At 47.5% G+C, this 18171-nt stretch carries 13 protein-coding genes and 1 tRNA gene; 6 read left to right on the forward strand and 8 right to left on the reverse strand.

Annotated features, from left to right (window positions below; all coding sequences use genetic code 11):
- Positions 1-6: 6 nt before the first annotated feature.
- The 4 genes from H6F77_RS19240 to H6F77_RS19255 all read right to left on the reverse strand — a co-directional run bounded on the left by H6F77_RS19240 (position 7) and on the right by H6F77_RS19255 (position 2819).
- The gene (locus H6F77_RS19240; RefSeq protein WP_190490157.1) at positions 7-618 is read right to left on the reverse strand and encodes a hypothetical protein; all 612 of its coding nucleotides are present in this window, start codon (positions 616-618) and stop codon (positions 7-9) included.
- Positions 619-660: 42 nt separating this feature from the next.
- Positions 661-1119: a hypothetical protein gene (locus H6F77_RS19245; RefSeq protein WP_190490158.1), complete on the reverse strand. Its 459-nt coding sequence runs from the start codon at positions 1117-1119 to the stop codon at positions 661-663.
- Positions 1120-1504: 385 nt separating this feature from the next.
- Positions 1505-2131, reverse strand: a complete 627-nt coding sequence (locus tag H6F77_RS19250; protein WP_309228881.1) for a GNAT family N-acetyltransferase — start codon at positions 2129-2131, stop codon at positions 1505-1507.
- Positions 2132-2660: 529 nt separating this feature from the next.
- Positions 2661-2819, reverse strand: a complete 159-nt coding sequence (locus tag H6F77_RS19255; protein ID WP_190490159.1) for a hypothetical protein — start codon at positions 2817-2819, stop codon at positions 2661-2663.
- A 582-nt stretch (positions 2820-3401) separates the two neighbouring features.
- On the opposite strand from H6F77_RS19255, the gene H6F77_RS19260 reads away from it, so the two are divergent.
- From H6F77_RS19260 to H6F77_RS19275, 4 genes are all read left to right on the forward strand, one after another.
- Positions 3402-7091, forward strand: a complete 3690-nt coding sequence (locus H6F77_RS19260; RefSeq protein WP_190490160.1) for a response regulator — start codon at positions 3402-3404, stop codon at positions 7089-7091.
- Positions 7092-7258: 167 nt separating this feature from the next.
- Positions 7259-8836 (forward strand): hypothetical protein, encoded by a 1578-nt coding sequence (locus H6F77_RS19265; RefSeq protein ID WP_190490161.1) that lies wholly within the window; start codon positions 7259-7261, stop codon positions 8834-8836.
- Between the two features lie 102 nt (positions 8837-8938).
- Positions 8939-9009 (forward strand) — tRNA-Gly (locus H6F77_RS19270).
- Positions 9010-9187: 178 nt separating this feature from the next.
- Positions 9188-9808: an SH3 domain-containing protein gene (locus H6F77_RS19275; protein ID WP_190490162.1), complete on the forward strand. Its 621-nt coding sequence runs from the start codon at positions 9188-9190 to the stop codon at positions 9806-9808.
- 321 nt (positions 9809-10129) lie between these two features.
- Here H6F77_RS19275 and H6F77_RS19280 read toward each other — a convergent pair whose 3' ends face one another.
- The 3 genes from H6F77_RS19280 to H6F77_RS19290 form a co-directional block, all read right to left on the reverse strand.
- Positions 10130-10651, reverse strand: coding sequence for a hypothetical protein (locus tag H6F77_RS19280; RefSeq protein WP_190490164.1), 522 nt, complete (start codon positions 10649-10651; stop codon positions 10130-10132).
- A gap of 263 nt (positions 10652-10914) precedes the next feature.
- On the reverse strand, positions 10915-11439 hold the full coding sequence (locus H6F77_RS19285; protein ID WP_190490166.1) for a PadR family transcriptional regulator: 525 nt from the start codon (positions 11437-11439) through the stop codon (positions 10915-10917).
- Positions 11440-11503: 64 nt separating this feature from the next.
- Positions 11504-11683 carry a hypothetical protein gene (locus H6F77_RS19290; RefSeq protein WP_190490167.1) on the reverse strand — a complete coding sequence of 60 codons (180 nt, stop codon included), beginning with the start codon at positions 11681-11683 and terminating at the stop codon, positions 11504-11506.
- On the opposite strand from H6F77_RS19290, the gene H6F77_RS19295 reads away from it, so the two are divergent.
- On the forward strand, positions 11677-13266 hold the full coding sequence (locus H6F77_RS19295; protein ID WP_309228882.1) for an efflux RND transporter periplasmic adaptor subunit: 1590 nt from the start codon (positions 11677-11679) through the stop codon (positions 13264-13266). The genes H6F77_RS19290 and H6F77_RS19295 overlap by 7 nt on opposite strands.
- Before the next feature lie 102 nt (positions 13267-13368).
- The gene (locus H6F77_RS19300; protein WP_190490169.1) at positions 13369-16467 is read left to right on the forward strand and encodes an efflux RND transporter permease subunit; all 3099 of its coding nucleotides are present in this window, start codon (positions 13369-13371) and stop codon (positions 16465-16467) included.
- Positions 16468-16544: 77 nt separating this feature from the next.
- On the opposite strand, the gene ggt is transcribed toward H6F77_RS19300, so the two are convergent.
- Entirely contained in the window at positions 16545-18137 is a 1593-nt protein-coding gene (ggt, locus tag H6F77_RS19305; RefSeq protein ID WP_190490172.1) for a gamma-glutamyltransferase, read from the reverse strand.
- Positions 18138-18171: the final 34 nt, after the last annotated feature.

Raw genomic sequence — 18171 nt, forward strand, 5'->3', positions numbered from 1 at the left:
CTGAGGCTAATCCTTTTCGGTGTAGCGAGCTATTCGGATTGTTTCTGGGAAAACGCCCACTAAAAGCGCAAAGGCTTCGTCTGGCAACTGGGCAACAGTCTTTGCGCCAAAGAACTGCTCAAATTGTTCAATAATCTTCTGCGCTCGTTGCAGCGGCGCAGGGTTATCCGTAATTTGTTTAGTCAGTTTAATCCACTGTCGCCGAGTCAAATAAGCCCGCTGCCGATCGTTGGTAGATTCAGGACTAACCAACGAAAAATCTCCCACAGGCAGCGCTCGCTGACAATCTTTATCAAACAAACCTCCTACAGCCGCTCCTGGCCCTGCAAACTCCGCGTGGTAGCGCTTATAGAGAATCAAGCCATTTCTTTTACGACTATTGACGATTAACAACTGTTGACTTTGCAGCTGCGCGAGTATTTTACACGTCGTTGATTCCTCCATCCCTTTCTGGCCGCGTTGGTTCAGGCTTTCTATTTTCAGGCTGCTATAGCCGTGCGTGTAGGCGACACAGTTGCGGCTGACCGATGGCTGGTCGTGAGTCCATGTATTGGCACACTCCTTGGCATCCGCTTCGGCAATAGCCGTCTGGTAGAACTGTCTATTGTCACTATCCATCTCAATTTTTATAAAAAGGCGCGGTGACACCCATACACAACCCTAGCCTTCAAGAAGACCAACAGCGGATCGGGATAAAGCGTCCGCAAGGTTTGTTGATAAGCTATTCCAACAAGGCAGATGCTTATGCACCCCCCCTAGCGTCTTCAACAGAGAGTACCAGCCCCGAGTTAGGCTGTAGGGGCAGGTAATGGAGGAGCTGACAGCTTTTGGTGTGCTACTTTCTCCCGCCGCCCGACCAGCAAGATTGATAATTTTTACTAATCGAGCCAATCCGCCTGCTACAACTCTTGCCCAAGATTTTTTTAACAATTGCCTTTGGGGTAGTAGCACAACCAGCCAGCCCAAGGATTTTGCACTTGCCAAACTAAAGGTAAAGCACCATTTCCAATAGGCCAATCTTAGGTTTGGTAAGGCATCCCAACCCACAACACCCAAGGAAACAAGGGGGTCAGAAGTTTGGGGAGAGGAGAGCCTCTGATTGGGTGTAGGTAACTGCATTAGTTGTAATTCGCCTCGTTGAACCAATAATCCTATCCCTTACAGGGAATTGGGAGTATCAACTAATTACCCTTTTAAACAATCGATATCAGTATAAGCCCCCGATCGGTAATCTCGTAGTTACATTTTATGGCATACTGCGGTCTCTTCACTAATTACTACCCTCAGTAGACCCTAAATTAGAGATTTCCAGGCCATTTTTAAAGTATCGCTAAAGAATACAGCCAGTTTTTTAAAGTAAATGTGAAGATAGACTCAGAAACACAATTAATCACTAACCCAAATTTAATGGCTGAAAAGCTTTTTTATTGATAATATTACATATTTTTTATCCTCAATTTTACCAATCTGTCAAGTACAGCTTTGTTTATGGGGGACATATCTTCTAGACGGTAGAGCCAGGAGTCAAGTATTTCCGCAAAAATAATCGTCGGGGCTGTCCCAAGACACAGGAACCAAAGCTGCGATCGACTTGATGCAGTTGATAACCAGTCTTGAGATATAGTTGTCGTGCCTGATGATTGTTTTCCAAAACGTGAAGGTATAGGTCGCCAAACCCCCACTCAATAGCTGTTTGTTCGCAGCTATGAAGTAGTTGCATAGCCACTCCTTGCCGTCTAAAGGATCGCCGCACCGCCAAGTTGGAGATATAGGGATATTCTCGTACCTTCGGTTGCCAGTAAGATGGAGAGCGCAGCGCCATTTCTACAGTGCCTGCTATGTATTCACTCGCTCCGGCTTCGCTAGAAGACGCAGCAACGGCCACTAAACATATGGTATGAGGAGAAATTGAGCGGAGACGGCTGCGTAAATCCTCGTAAATTCCCAGTCTTAGCAAGGGATAAGCCCAGCGTAGGATTCCATTTTGAGGATGGAAGCTATCAGCTAGTATCTGTGCTAGGCTGCTTAGATCTCTTTGGCTGGCTGCACGGATAATCAAGTGGGACACACGCTCTGGCTGTGCGGTTGGGTCGGGCGTGAGGTGAGTTAGGTTAGGAAAGCCGAAGTTCACATCTATCCATATAAGATATCTGGCCGGGTCGATCCTAAACCATTTTTGGGTAGTTTTTCGAGATGGTTATCAGAAATGCTGTTAATCCCATACGAAAAAGCTACTTAGAGGGTTTACAGCGATCGCGCAACTATAGGAAAAACCAGATATCGTAATATTTATTAACAATACTTAGTGAATAGAGGAGAAAAGTATAAAAAATATAGCAATTATATTCCCGTAGTAGTTGGCGATCTGGATATCATCGACGTTGACACAAACCAACCGACGAGATAGGTGCGCTGCTTTTAGCCTGGAGCGATCGCGCCTTGAAACTTAAGCCGCAATAAGAATATGCATTTTAGGCAATTGTGTAAATTAGTGTATAATTCACTCCAAGAATAAGTATAAATCCCTATTAGGGATGGGAAAGAACTAATTCAAACCTAGAATATCCTCAGATCAACAGCCTTTCTGCTCCTACGCTATCCTGGTCAGAGCTGCTAGCCTTAGATGACTGCATTACGATTATAGGAGGAGTGCATCCACCTTAAGGAGCGCAGGCACAGTTTAACCCCCGAACTTGCTCCCAACCAACTTCCGGATTGGCAGCACCCGTCAGGGTATTCGTCTTACAGTCTATTTTTTTGACCAATTCATTGCAAAACTTACACTTGCTATCGACACCAGTCATAATTGTGGTTCGCACCCAATTGATGAGCTTTGCTGGTGCTTTGTGTAAACCCAGTTTTGAGGGGGTAAATTTATATCAATGGGAAATCAAAAGTGTATTACCCCCGATTGGGCAAGTGCCCTAGTGGGTCAGCCCGCAGTAGGGGGGCAAGTTGGGTTTGTAGGTCTGAAAATTCTGTAATTGGATCGCTACCCCCGCCCTAACTAGACCCTTCTGAGGTAAAAGAGCGGTGCATCTCAAAAATCTCACCCGTGAGGTTACATTAGGGGCAGGTTTGGTTCTTTGAACAAATATGCGGCCACATAACTCCTAAACCCCGTCCTACCCGCCCCCTCCTCAAAATTTAAGATATATTGGGGTGCACCATTTGTGTGGGAGATTCCCACACCCGTCTTCGGCAATAGGCAGGCGACGCCAGCGTAGGTTCCCACTCATGCTGTTACGAGCCTTTCCTGGGGGGCAGGAATCACCACCGTCCTCATCTTTTGATCCACACAAGCCATCTCGATCGCTGGAAAAATCTATGCGTTGGAGAGACTGTTTTTCATCCGTAAGGCTGGGTTTAAAGCCTAACCTACTGCAGCAGGAGAGCGGTGCATGAATTCCCAAGCCAACAGTAAGCCTAAACTTCTGGTCGTCGATGACGAACCGGATAACTTGGATTTGCTTTACCGAACCTTTCACCGAGAGTACAAAGTGCTGCGGGCAGATAACGGCCCTGCGGCACTAGATATCCTAGCGGCAGAGGCCAAAAATGGTTCGAGTGTAGCGGTTATCATCTCAGATCAGCGTATGCCGTTAATGAGCGGCACTGAGTTTCTCAGCCTTACCGCTACCCAGTACCCCGATATTATTCGGATCATTTTGACTGGCTACACCGATGTTGAAGACTTGGTGGAAGCAATCAACGCTGGTAAGGTTTTTAAGTACGTGACCAAGCCCTGGGATGCTGAAGAACTCAAAAGGGTGGTGCGGCAGGCTATGGATACCCATAACGTGCTGAAAGTCCGCACGGAGGAACTTTGCCGAACTCTGCGCCGGGAATCCCTTCTGAATACTGTAACCAATACCATTCGCAATGCTCAGTATGGGCGCAAGGGTGGTTCGCCACTACAACAAGTCCTCCAGACAATCGTAGACACTGTGGGTCATATGCTGGAGGTTAGTGTTTGCATCCTGCGCCCGTTTCAAAACGATCGCATGGCAGACGAATGGTTTGTTTATCAGAAGAAAAATGGTAGGGGGCGTTCTGATGGCAACAAAGAGCAGGAATTAAGCCCACCTAGTAACTCTCAGGTTCAGGCTTTGTCTTTGGCAGGATCGGGGTTAACAGTTCATAGTTCATTACCATCAGCTGAATCTTCCCTCTTCACTCATACGGTGTGGGAAACCCGCGATGTGCAAGTAATCAATGATGTGGAAACAGATGAACCCTTCCTGAGTCAAGATCGATACCTGCAACAGGCATACCAAGAAGCTGGTATTCGTTCTAGCCTAATTGTGCCGCTAATTTGCCAAGCTGAGTTGATGGCTGTTTTGGCTCTACACCATTGTGGGCAACCGCGTGTATGGGAGGATGATGAAATTCAACTGGTGGTGATGGTGGCAGATCAAGCCGCACTCGCTCTTTCCCAGGCGCGGGCTTATGAACAGGTGCGCTCTTTGGCACAGCGCGAGTCGCTTGTCAATACCATTACTACTGCTATCCGTTCTAGTCTTGACCCGCAGGACATTTTTGCGGCGATTACTCAACAGTTAGGGCAAGCTTTGCAGGTAGATGGTTGTGCGCTTTCTCTCTGGAGGGATGAGGATGAGTTTGTGCAGTGCGTTGGGTTGTATGACGGAACGGAGAGCCGGGTGAGTTCGGAAGTCATCGCTGAAGAATTCCTAAATCCTGCGTACAAAACGACAAATCCCAATCAGCCACCACAATCGAGGAGGGGGGAATTGCTCGCGCAATTAAAGAATGTGGAAGGGGGTATTAGGACTCCTCAGCTGCCGCAGTCAGTTGTGCCAATTGCGGGAAATCCAGTCTTGCAGCAGTTGCTGAGGACGCAGCAGCCAGTGGCAATAGACGATCTCGGCCAGCAGCCGGAAATGAATGGGTTCGATTTGCCACTGCGATCGCCTGCACGAGCTTTGTTAATCGTGCCATTACTTTCTGATGGCCAAATTATTGGCAGCATTACCCTGCGCCAAACCCACCGCGCCAGAAGATGGCGCGAAAGCGAGATCGATCTGGCTCAAGCAGTCGCGGCACAAGCAGCGATCGCCGTTCAGCAATCCCGGCTTTATCAAAAAACCAGACAGCAAGCCGAACGATTGCTGGAACTAGACCGACAGAAAACAGAATTTTTCCAAAATGTTTCTCACGAGTTCCGCACGCCCTTAACCTTGATGATCGGGCCTTTAGAGTCCGCTGTAGGAAACAAACAAGATTTGCCCTACGATCAAGCCGCGATCGCCCTGCGGAATTCCCGACGCTTGCTGCGGCTCGTAAATCAACTGCTCGACTTACAGCGCCTCGATGCTGGGAGGATGCAAGCCAGTTTCCGTCCCTGTAACTTAGTCGAATTCGTCAACCAGATTGTTGAAACTTTCCGCCCTTACTGCGAGAAAAAAGACCTGCATTTGGTGACGCAGCTCACTCCAACCCCTTTGGTTTATTTGGATTTAGAAAGATTTGACAAAGTTATATATAATCTTTTATCCAACGCGATGAAGTTTACCAACGCGGGGGGCACTATTACAATTAAAGTGCAACCCGCTGGGGATCATATACGAGTTCAAGTTAGCGACACTGGGATTGGCATTCGTCCCGAACAAATTCCGCATCTATTTGAGCGGTTTCGTCAGGCAGAAGGGTCGGTAAGCCGCTCTCATGAAGGCAGTGGCTTAGGTCTGGCTCTGATAAAAGAACTGGTTGACCTGCACGGAGGTCAAATTTCCGTACAGTCTATTTATAACGAAGGGTCAACCTTTACCGTTTGGTTGCAAACGGGGACAGCTCACCTGCCCCTCGATCAAGTGCTAGAAGTGGGGACAGAATTACAGTCTTCTCGTGCGGCAGTGGAATTAGCTGATTTGGAAATTGAGGAAGCCACTTCTGAATTCCCAGGTTTAAGTTCTCACTTAGAGGCAAGCCGTTCCGAGTTACAACCTTCTTTAGCAGGAAACTCTGTTAATTCTTTAACTGAAACCTCACCAACCGCGCCCAAGAGTTCAATCTTAGTAGTGGACGACAACCGGGATTTACGCACTTACGTGTCTCGGATTCTGCTGCAAGAAGGCTACGAAGTCTGCACGGCTAAGAATGGGGCAGAAGGCTTCGAGGTAGCCTTAGCGATGCGTCCGGGGCTGATCGTGACAGATTTGATGATGCCTCGCGTATCCGGTTTGGATTTGATTAGGATGATCCGCGAACAGCAAGATTTAAAGGGAACGCCCATCATCTTGCTGACAGCGAAGGTGGACGAAGAAACCCGAATTGAAGGTACTCAAAGGGGAGCAGATGCCTATTTGTCTAAGCCCTTTAACGATCGGGAGTTATTAGCATTGGTCGCTAATTTGCTGGCGCTGAAGGAAAATGAACGCCGAGTGGTCGAACTGAATACTTACCTTACAGAGTCCGTCCTGAGTCGCTTTTTGCCACCATCGCTAGTGGAAGAGTGTGCTAAAGGGGAACTGAAGCTGGATTTACGTCCGGAGCCTCGTCTGATTACAGTTTTGTTCAGCGATATTGTGGGTTTTACCAGTCTGTCGAATACATTGCGAAGTCGGCGAGTAGCAGAGATTCTCAATGAATATCTCGAAGCGATGACTAAAGCTGTGTTTGATAATGGCGGGACGGTTGATAAGTTTATGGGGGATGCTGTCTTGGCACTGTTTGGGGCACCAGAAGAGCTAACACCAAACGAACAGGTGAAAAGAGCGATCGCTGCTGCACGACAAATGCACCTTTCTCTAGCCAAACTCAACCAGCAGTGGCAGGAGCAAGGCATCCTGGGAAGTAACGGCAGGGCGGCTGTACAGTTCCGGTGTGGCATTCACCAAGGTACTGCTGTGGTAGGAATGTTTGGCGGCAAAGAACGGTCGGACTATACTGCGATTGGGCCTTGCGTGAATATTGCGTCGAGACTTCAAGAAGCTGCTGAACCAAATTGCATCTTGGTTTCTGCTGCTGTGGCTGATTACTTGGAAGACAACGAACTAGACAAAAGAAGTCCGCTCAAGCTCAAAGGAATCGATGAAACTGTTCTTACCTTTGCTGTTAACTCATTAGTGTAGTTCTGGGCTAATGGGTAAGGGGTAATGGGTAAGAGTAAATACTCCTAAGTTTTACCCATTGCCAATAACCAAGAATTCTTAAATTTCTTGCTGTTTTGTCCGGGTGAACCTATTTCTCTAGCCGTATAAGGTTGTGTCGCTTATTTTGACTAAGGGCACTACCAACTTTGACTGCGACTGCTCCCGATCGGAAATCTCAGCGAAGGACTGTCGAACCACTAGCACTGTGGGTCGCTTACAGCCTCGGCTCTGTTCTTCTACATTTGTTAGCGCTCACGACGTTGCAGCGCATGATGGTGCGCCAGGAAACAGTTGAGTTAAGTAATGCGAACATTCCTATTGAGATTGTTGAGATAACACCTCAGACAAGCTCTTTAAAACCTGCAAACGTTCCAGCCAAAGAATCTAAAAAAGCGATCGCTCCCCCGCCTGCACTAGAGCAAACGTTAGAGACTCAGAACCAGGCGATCGCCCCCCTGTCTACCCCAGAGCCAACTTTAGATACTCAAAATCAGGCGATCGCTCCCCTATCGGCACCAGAGCCAACGTTAGAGACTCAGAACGAGGCGATCGCCCCCCCGCCTGCACCAGAGCCAACTTTAGAGACTAAGAACGAGGCGATCGCTCCTAAAGAGGAAGAAATGCAGGAGCCTCCCTCTTTACCAAAGCCAGCTGAGATTAAAAAGGCAAATTATCAGCAAAATTCCTCTGTCATAGCCAAAAGCGAAAGGTTGGACCCGTCTGTATCTTCATCCACAGTCGAGCGAGTTGAAACTAAGCCTCGCACCAAGGTTAAAACTCCGACAAAAACTCGCTCCAGGGTTGCACGCAGACGATCCCCGCGTGTCAGAAAATACGTTAAGCCCATACCTCTCCAAGAGCGATCGCCATCGCGTTTGTTAGAGCCAAAGCGCGGGTCTACCGAGAATGTTGATCCAAATTCAACTAAGAAGGATGAACCCGCACAGACAGCGCCGCTAGCTAATGAAAATTTATCGCCTTCTACTGAGCCAAAAAAGCGGACGCCTGTTACGCCAGTTGTGGGCAAACTGTTACCTACGCGATCGCCATCTCCAGCTTCTTCAGAGTCCTCTGACTCAGACAATGTACCTGCATCGCCAGAGGAGTCTGATTCTCAAAATTCTGCCAAGGAGACTGGTTCTTCTTCCAATCCATCTCCTGCTATCCCTGCACCACAAAAAGAGTCTGCCAACGACCGCCCGAAAGCAAATTCCAGCGCTGATAAACCTGCAAATAGCGAAGAAAAGAAGTCTTCCGACAAGGACTCACCTGCATCAACCCCTACTGGCGATCGCTCCCCAGAAAAGTCCAAGCCTGTAGCCTCAGCACCACCAGCAACCGAATCTTCCAAGTCTGAGGAAGATAGCAGAGGATTGGTAGCAAGTTTATCTGATGTGCGTCTTGCTAACGGCGGGAGAGATAATCCCGATCGAGTGCCAAAGCCAAGGCAATCTCAAAAACAATTTGACTCTATGGACTATCCATCCAGGGCTAAGGGGAAGCAAAACCGCGTTTTAGTCTTAGAGGTGAAGTTGTTGATTGATGACAAAGGCAACCCAGAAGTGCAATCTGCTCAAGTGGTGAAAGGCACTAGCAGCGTTAGCCCCCGACAGCTAGCAAGTGAAGTTATCCAGGGATGGAAGTTTGAGCCTGCTTATCAGGCGAAGCAACCAGTCTACAGCAACATGGAGGTTGTGCTTCGTATTGCTCCCCTCGCCAACTAAGAATTTTTTAAGTTGTATCCACTCAAATTAAGCGAAAATTGTGCTATATTAGTTTAGGTGTGAATCTTATAGAAGTTTTTCTAAAAGATTCAACTTTTATCTGCGGGCGTAGTTTAGTGGTAAAACTCCAGCCTTCCAAGCTGATCATGCGGGTTCGATTCCCGCCGCCCGCTTTAGAGAATTATCCACGTTAGCACCGATAGCTTTTATAAAAGTGGAAGGTGCGCGATCGCGTGGGAAATTATTCATAAGCCTAAGTTTGCTGCTTGGCGGGGATTATTTCTCCTGTTGTTAACCCGGATAAAGCAGATAAAATCGTGCAATTGTTTCTCATAGAGAAAAGGTGAAAATATGCGAAGCTTGTCCCGAATTCTGCTGGTAGGTGCGATCGCTGCTTTGTCATTTACGCTTCCGGTTCAGGCGGATCAAACCGATCCCAATGGTTCAAGCAGTCAGCCAGAACCAGGCTGGAGTTTGTGGCGTCCTAATTCAGATATACAAAATGCAGACTTTACTGCGGGTTTTTCCAATATAGAGTTTGGGGGATTTCTAGATTTTGAAAATTCCTGTGCCGAGGCGCTAGGTACTCCCAAGGAAAAGACTCCTTATTGGTTTAGAGTTAGCAATTTAGTAAATCAGATTGGTACTGGTACAGCCGAGTATGGCTGCTGGAAGAATGGGCAGTTTGTTACTACCCACAGCAGTACTGCTGTCAGCACAAAATTGGGCGATGTCACTTGTTTGCGCGTCAATGTTCCAACAGGTAAAGGCTTAAGAATTCGCTCCGAAGCTGAGTTGAAGGCTAAAGTTATTGGCTTTGTTAGAAACGGTGAAACGGTGCAGCTTGAAAGCTCTCCAGCATTGATTATGCAGGCGGATGGTCGAAACTGGGTTGCAATTCGTTCCCCTGTGGAAGGTTGGGTTTCTAACGATCGTCCAGACACTTCAGGCAATCTTGGTTTATGCCGATGAGAAAAGTTTAGATAAGAGCGATCGCATGATGTAGCAACGGAGATCGCGCTTTTTTGTTTATTAGGTAATACTAAGCAAGTGGGAGCGATCGCGCAGTATCTGCAAAGTAAAATAGTGCGATCTTATGTCCTTTGTTAAGCGATAAATTCTGTCCAAGCTGAAGGGGTATGTATTATCAAAGACACGCTATCAATTACTCATCCCCAATTAGCTGCAAAATATCATCCTACGAGAAATGATGAGTTGTGAAACCAAACAGAAACGGGGTTTATTTTTGAGAAACCCCGTTTCATAAACGAGCAATAAATCGACAGTTAGATCTTATTTGCCGTCGTGGTCGGCATCGCCAGGTATAGCGCGTTCTACCTTATCCCATGCGGCACGAGAAGCGTGTTTTGCTTTTTCCCAACCCAAGTTGGATTTGCCGCGATTTGTTTCATAGTCGCGCTGCAATTCTGGCTCGATTTCGTTGTAAGTTCTGCCAGTACCAGCATGGCGGCTGTAGCCTTCATACCCAGTGCGGTAGGCAGGATGATAGTCGTCATATGTCGTATTTGCCTCAACATAAGGCTGAGAAGCGTGGTTAGTGCGCCAGTATTCATCCTCTACAGTGGGATTAACCGACTCAGCGACACCCTTGCCAACTATACCACCCGCAAACGAGCCAACTACAGCACCAATTACCGCTCCCACGGGGCCACCAATTGCACCGCCAATTATTGTACCTGCGGTTCCAGCTCCAGCGGCGCCAACACCCGTACCTACTGGGTGGGCACCAGTCTCACCGGAAAGAGGGTCGAGGTTTGCATCACCTTCATGTACCTTTTTCTTTTCATCTGTCATGATGATTTGTTCCTTTTATTTTTAAGTGCATTATTTGTTTTAAATTTACTCTTAAGTAGTGAGAAATCCTTTCTCCCGTAGGAAAGATATAGTGTAGCCCTATACACAAGTTCTTCTATCAAAAGGAATAATTACTATATATAATGCGGGTTGCTTGAGAAGTATATATGTTGTTTACTAATAAAGAGTAGCTCCTAGTTAAATTTAATAGAAGCTAAAATAAAAGCAACAAAAGAGGAATTTGTCTTTAAAGAATTCTTTTATTAATTAATGGTGCCAATGTTTCGTTCCTTTGCAAGTTGCTCGACGATCCATAAAATTTCGCCTTCGAGGACTTGCATCGCATAATGCCATACATTGGTTTGGTAGGAATCTGGAGCAAGCTTTTCAATTTCTCGGCTTTCCAGACGTAGCTTGCATACCATTAAGCGGTGTTCTAGCAACTTTATCCGTTCTGGTGGTTGCAAATAGCTAAAAAAGGAGAATTTGATCAGGAAGCGAGAACGACTGTTTACCCAGCTTTCTTGAGGATGCTCTAACATTTTTTGTCGCCAGCGATCGCGCCCCAGATCGGTAACGCTGTATATTTTGCGACCTGAACTTGTTTCTCCTTCTTCCTCTTCAACTGCCGCGATCGCCCCTTGCTCTTCCAGACGCTTCAATAGCGGGTAAATCGAACCATAATTAACGCTGATGCAGCTACCCATGAACAATTCTAAATGCTGTTTCAATCTATACCCGTGTAGGGGTTCGCGCTGCAATATACCTAAAGTAGCTAATTCTAACATTTATATCAAATCGATATAATCAAGCGATATATTATAATCATATCCCCCAGACTTATCCTTTTCTTTACAAACAATGCAACTGGCGGGGATTCTGATACCAATTGCCCTTAGTTAGTGTTCTTGTAGCAGCAGCCCATTTTTGAGGCTTGCGTCCCTCACCAATAATCTGGCTAAATTCGCGCTTACCGCAAGCCGTTATATATACATACTTTTTACCCTCGTTAGTGAGAAATGACTGTGCCATACAACTCAGTTTCAGAGCAAGAAAAAGATAGCCAAAAAGGCGTAGATCCGATAATAGCGCCATACACAAGCGGCGAGGAAAGGGACGCACGCGCCCTTGAAGACGTGCGGGATAACGGGACTAAGCCAAGTGATAGGGCATCGGATACAAAGCGCGACGTGCTAGAGAACGCAACATACGCAAGCGATCGCGCTGATAGCAACATCATAGACTCAGAGTTTGAGCAAGATTTACCCCCTTTAGAGAGAAAACGCGATCGCAAGCGCGGATCGATGACTCCCATCCTGGTGGGCATAGGAATCGGCGTTGCCCTTGGTGTCGCCGGAACGCGCTTCTTACCTGGCGCTGGCGAGAAACCCGCCACTGTCGCCAAGGCTCCACCGACTCCACCACCAAGCATGACCGTTACAGTTGCGCCAGTAGAAACTACGCAACTTGCCCGCACGCTAGAGACAACAGGCACAGTTGCAGCCTACGATATGCTCCCTGTTTTACCGCAGACAACAGGCTTGCAAGTTAAGCAAGTCATGGCATCAGAGGGGCAAAGGGTGCAAGTGGGACAAGTTCTCGCAATTCTGGACGATTCGGTACTGCAATCACAAATATCAGGCGCAAAAGCGCAGCTAGAAGCTGCACTTGCTTTAGTGCAGCAAAAACAAGCAGCTAAAAGTCAAACACAAGCTGCTCTTGCTCAATCACAAGCAAGCTTGGCAGAAGCGAGGGCTAGATTCAATGATGCTCAGACAACTCTCAAGCGGTATCAAACCCTGGCTGACAAAGGAGCAATTAGCCTTCAAGACCTAGACACCAGGCGTACTGCGGCCATCACTGCGGCTGAGGCGGTTCGAGTTGCTGAAGCTGCGATCGCCAGTTCGCAAGCCAATATTAGGAGTGCTGAAGCTAACATTACCAGCGCAATGGCCGATGTGCGAAATAACCAGGCTAAAATTCAACAACTTGAAACTCAGCTAGGGCAAACCTTGGTGAAGGCTCCTGCTAGTGGGATTGTGGCGGAGAAAATTGCCAGAGTTGGGGATGTCTCATCTGGGAGCCAAAAGCTATTTACGATCATTCGTAACGGTGTTGTAGAACTTCAGGTGAAAGTACCAGAACCACAGTTGCCAGAAGTACGAGTAGGCGCACCAGCGATCGTTACCAGTAATGCAGATTCGCGCATTCGCTTACAGGGAAGAGTGCGAGAAATTGCTCCTATGGTAGAGCAGCAAACTCGTTTGGCAACAGTCAAAATTGACTTACCTTCTAACGTTGGTGAAGTGGATCTGCGACCGGGTATGTTTCTCAAAGCAGCCATAACCTCGCAAACGGCTCAAGGGTTAACGGTTCCGGCGAAATCTGTGCTGCCTCAGACTGAGGGGAAAGCAATTGTTTATTTGTTGGATGCTAACAACATCGTGCATCAACAAACAGTGGAATTAGGAACGAATACTGGTGGAGATAACACCAATTCTGATAATGCCAAAAGCGAAATAAAAAGAGGCTTAAAATTGGGCGATCGCGTTGTAGTTGCAGGTGCGGGTTATCTCAAAGATGGCGATAAAGTTCAATTAGTTAGCGGTAAGTAGGTAGTCGTAAATAGAAGATGGGTAATCGGGAGCAGGTCACAAAGCCTAATGCCCGATGCCCGCTTACCTATTGCCCATCACCAACCTCCAATCCCAAATTTTATGTCTTTCAACATCTCGGCTTGGTCTATTAAACAGCCAGTCCCAACCATTGTTCTATTCTTAATTTTGACAATAATGGGCTTGGTGGCATTTCCAGCATTGGGAATTGATGACTCTCCTAACATCGATGTCCCTTCAGTTTCGGTCAGCGTAACTCAGCCAGGGGCTGACCCGACAGAACTGGAATCACAAGTCACGAAAAAAATAGAGGATGCTGTTGCTGGATTGGGCAACATCGACCACATTATATCTACGGTAAGCGACAGCTCCTCTAACACGACAATCAACTTTCTACTGGGAACAAATAGCGATCGCGCTACCAACGATGTCCGTAACGCCGTAGCCCAAATTCGTCAAAGTCTCCCACAAGACATTAACGATCCCGTCGTCAAACGAGTTGAGTTTACTGGCGGCTCCATCATGTCCTACGCCGTCGTTTCCGAGCAACAATCTGTAGAACAACTAAGCGAATTAATTGACCAGAACATAAGCCGCGCCATACTATCAGTCAAAGGCGTCGGCCAAGTTCAACGCATTGGCGGCGTAGATCGCGAAATTCGAGTCAATCTCAACCCAGACAGACTGCAAGCCATCGGCATTACAGCAACTCAAGTTAACGAACAAATCCGCAACTTCAACATTAACCTGCCCGGTGGACGAACCGACATCGGCAACTCCGAGCAAACCGTCCGCACTTTGGGCAGCGCCAACAGCGTCGAAGAACTCAAAAATTATCAAATAACCCTTCCCAAAGGCGGCTTCGTTCCCCTCTCCACCTTGGGAGAAGTAATTAATGGCTATGCAGAAGCTCGTCAGGCAGCTTATCTAAATGGCAAACCTGTAGTTGCCTTTTCCATCGTCCGCAGCACTGGTAGCACCGTCGTCTCGGTAGAAGAAGGGGTGCGGAAAGTGGTGAAAGATTTGGAGAAGACACTGCCAGCAGATGTCAAGCTGGAAGTGATCTTCACCTTGGCAAACCACATCCGAGAATCTTACGAAGCTTCGGTAGATGCCCTAGTTCTGGGTGCAGTGCTAGCAGTAGTGACGATTTTAATTTTTTTACGGGATTGGCGAGCCACTCTGATTACTGCTGTGGCGCTACCGCTATCGGTAATTCCCACCTTTTTCGTGCTGAAGGTGTTGAACTACACCCTCAACAGCATGACTTTGCTGGCACTAGCGCTGGTAGTGGGTATTTTGGTGGATGATGCGATCGTAGAAATTGAGAACATCGAGCGGCACGTCCAGATGGGCAAAACGCCTTATCAAGCTGCTATGGATGCTTCGGACGAGATTGGTTTGGCAGTAGTCGCCACGACGATGAGCATTGTTGCAGTATTTGTGCCAGTCGCGTTTATGGGCGGCATTCCCGGTCAGTTTTTTCGACCGTTTGGCGTTACAGTCGCCGTCTCGGTCTTATTCTCCCTGCTGGTAGCAAGGACGGTGACGCCGCTGATGGCAGCTTATCTGCTCAAAGATAAGGGACACCATCAAGATAACTTGAAGAAAGACCAACTTTCTTATCAGTATCGGCGGCTGCTAACTTGGGCGTTGAATCATAGATTTATAACGATGGTTCTAGCCGTAGCTTTATTCTTCGGCAGTCTTCAGCTCGTACCGCTGATTCCTCAAGGCTTCATTGATAGAGAAGACACGGGGCTTTCTACGGTATCAATTGAACTGCCCCCAGGCTCCACCATGAACCAAACACATCAAGCGGTGCAGCAGGCAAACAATATGTTGGTTGCCCACTCAGCAGTAGAGAGCGTACTGGCGACAGAAGGCGCTCCTACTGTTTCGGGTGGCCCTGGCGGCGGCGGTGGTGGTGGCGGCAGTGTGAATAGTGCCACGCTGTATGTCAAACTGAAAGAACACGATCGCCACATCGGTCAGCAGCAGTTTGAGCAAGAGCTACGTCCTAAATTTAATGACATTCCAGGGGTGCGGATTGGTTTTGCTCAAGGGCGAGTGGGAAGTAAGAAGCAGTTAGCAATTTTGCTCAAAAGCGAAAATCCAACGGCGCTGAACCGCACAGCAGAAGCGCTAACCCAACAAATGAGCAGATTGCCTGGATTTTTGGAAGTAACATCGAGCGCTAGTTTGGTGAAGCCGGAGATGTTAGTTAAACCGGATACGAACGCGGCGGCGGATCAAGGAGTATCTGTAGCGGCGATCGCTCGTACTGCTTCCCTGGCCACTATTGGAGATAATGACGCTAATCTCGCTAAATTTGACCTCCCAGACCGACAAATTCCGATTCGCGTGCAGCTAGCTCCCCAGTTCCGCAACGACATCAACACTATCAAAAATCTGCAAGTACCTGGTAAAAATGGGGCTTTAGTACCTTTAATGGCTGTTGCCAATATCAGCATGGGTACTGGCCCTTCTACGATCAACCGCTTCGACCGCGCCCGCCAGGTATCGGTAGAGGCAAACTTGCAAGACATCCCTTTAGGCCCAGCTACAAAAGCCGCAAACTCCCTGCCAGCACTGAATCCGCTACCTCCCGGCGTCACCCAAGAACCCTTCGGAGATGCCAAAGTGATGCAGGACATTTTTAGCGGTTTTGCTTTGGCTCTGTCAACGGCGGTGCTGTTTATCTTTGCCGTGCTTGTGCTGCTGTTTAGCAATTTCCTGCATCCCATAACGATTATGGCGGCGTTGCCTTTGTCTATAGGTGGTGCATTCCTGGGATTACTAATCGGGCAAAAATCTTTAGGTTTGTATGCCTTAATTGGCGTGGTGTTGCTGATGGGAATTGTGACGAAAAACTCTATTTTGCTGGTAGATTACGCATTGTTCAACCAAGCAGAAGGGAAGCCGCTATTCAAAGCAACCTTGGAATCGGGGGTAGCGAGATTGCGACCCATTTTGATGACAACGATCGCCATGATTGCGGGGATGGTACCTATTGCTTTGGGAATTGGTGCGGGTTCTCAGGCTCGCGCTCCTATGGCGATCGCTGTTATCGGTGGTTTGATGACTTCAACTCTACTCACGCTGATAGTCATTCCTGTGGTCTTCACCTATATGGATCGCCTTCAAACCTTTATTTTCAAACTCTTCGGTCGGAAACCTGCTAGAAAAGCAGCCCATTAATTTGGTACTGCGGCACTATAGCAAAAAGTTAAATGCAAAAGTAAAAAATGTTTTTTTTACTTTTGTCTTTTTACTTTTTAATTTGCCAGCGCTACCCCATCCGCACGGGGTTCTGATGCTGCAACTAATACGCCATTTTGCCTCAAAATAGCCCCTCCTTTGCCAAATAACGCCCCTCCCTCTATCTGGACTTCATGGCGTCTTTTAATTAATTCTTGCGCTACATTCGGGGGTACGCTCTGCTCTAATAAAACTTGATTTCCTGATACAAATTGCCACCTTGGTGCATCGAGTGCTGCTTGCGGATTCATCTCATAATCTACTAAGTTTACAACTACTTGGAGATGTCCCTGCGGTTGCATTGGCCCTCCCATAACTCCAAATGGCCCCAAAGGTTGGTCGTTTTGAGTTAGAAATCCAGGAATAATTGTGTGAAATGGTCGCTTTCTTGGTGCTACTTGATTGGGGTGTCCCGCTTCTAAATTAAAACCCAATCCTCTGTTTTGTAATGCTATTCCCGTATCAGGAATCAAAATTCCACTGCCAAAACCCATGTAGTTAGATTGGATTAAGGAAACCATTAGTTCCTCATCTGCTGCTGCTAGATAAACTGTTCCCCCTTTAGGCAAACCTGGTTTGGCTAAGTAAATTGCTTTTTCACCAATTAGTTTGCGGCGATCGCTTGCATAATCTTTGTCTAAAAGGTGTTCTACTTTTACTTCCAAATAGCGCTCATCACCTACATATCGGTGAACGTCAGCAAACGCTAACTTCATCGCTTCAATTTGCAAGTGATAAGTTTCGGGCGATTCGCGGGGATATTTTGCTATGTCAAAACCTTCTAAGATATTCAATGCCATCAGGGTGGCTATTCCTTGAGTATTGGGAGGAATTTCCCAAACTGTGGTTCCCCGATAGTTAGTGGAAATTGGCTCAACCCAGTCTGCTTGGTGTGACGCTAAGTCATCTGCTGTGATTATTCCACCAGTCTCAGCGGCAAAATTAGCTATTTGTTCAGCTAATTCGCCTCGATAAAAAGATTCTCCTCCACTTGTGGCGATCGCTCTTAATGTCTTTGCATGATCCTTACTACCCCATACTTCTCCCGCTAAAGGTGCGCGATCGCCAGGAAAGAAAACACGTTTGAACGGCTGATACTCCTCACCCATCAAAGGTAAATAAACCGCCTCTGCGCGTTTCCAAGCTTGCGCCGTTACTGGTGATACCGGAAAACCCTCTTCAGCGTATCGAATTGCTGGTGCAAACAGTTGCTCAAAAGGCAGTTTTCCCCAACGTTCCCATAAAGTTCGCCATGCGGATACTGCGCCCGGTACAGTAACAGTAAGCCATCCTAAAGATGGCATTTCATTCATTCCGGTAAACAGTTTTGTGGTGAGGTTTTGAGGGCTTTTACCCGAAGCATTTAATCCGTGCAATTTGCCATCCCAAACTAAGGCAAACGCATCCGAACCAATGCCGTTTGAGGTTGGTTCTACTACTGTAAGAGCGATCGCTGTTGCTATTGCCGCATCGATGGCATTACCCCCAGCCCAAAACATCTCCATTCCAGCTAATGTGGCTAACGGTTGGCTTGTTGCTACCGCGCATTTCTTCCCCATTACTACCCGTCGCGCTGAGGAGTAGGGGTAGTCAGTCAAGTTTCTGTGCATGCATTTTCACTATTTAAGTAGCGCGGGCACTGCC

The sequence above is a fragment of the Microcoleus sp. FACHB-831 genome (assembly GCF_014695585.1).
Taxonomy (GTDB): Bacteria; Cyanobacteriota; Cyanobacteriia; order Cyanobacteriales; family FACHB-T130; genus FACHB-831.

What these genes read in the sequence shown, in the direction of transcription:
- H6F77_RS19240 (WP_190490157.1), bottom strand. Translation starts at nt 618, where the DNA reads ATGGATAGTGACAATAGACAGTTCTACCAGACGGCTATTGCCGAAGCG.
- H6F77_RS19245 (WP_190490158.1), bottom strand. Translation starts at nt 1,119, where the DNA reads ATGCAGTTACCTACACCCAATCAGAGGCTCTCCTCTCCCCAAACTTCT.
- H6F77_RS19260 (WP_190490160.1), top strand. Translation starts at nt 3,402, where the DNA reads ATGAATTCCCAAGCCAACAGTAAGCCTAAACTTCTGGTCGTCGATGAC.
- H6F77_RS19275 (WP_190490162.1), top strand. Translation starts at nt 9,188, where the DNA reads ATGCGAAGCTTGTCCCGAATTCTGCTGGTAGGTGCGATCGCTGCTTTG.
- H6F77_RS19280 (WP_190490164.1), bottom strand. Translation starts at nt 10,651, where the DNA reads ATGACAGATGAAAAGAAAAAGGTACATGAAGGTGATGCAAACCTCGAC.
- H6F77_RS19285 (WP_190490166.1), bottom strand. Translation starts at nt 11,439, where the DNA reads ATGTTAGAATTAGCTACTTTAGGTATATTGCAGCGCGAACCCCTACAC.
- H6F77_RS19290 (WP_190490167.1), bottom strand. Translation starts at nt 11,683, where the DNA reads ATGGCACAGTCATTTCTCACTAACGAGGGTAAAAAGTATGTATATATA.
- H6F77_RS19300 (WP_190490169.1), top strand. Translation starts at nt 13,369, where the DNA reads ATGTCTTTCAACATCTCGGCTTGGTCTATTAAACAGCCAGTCCCAACC.
- ggt (WP_190490172.1), bottom strand. Translation starts at nt 18,137, where the DNA reads ATGCACAGAAACTTGACTGACTACCCCTACTCCTCAGCGCGACGGGTA.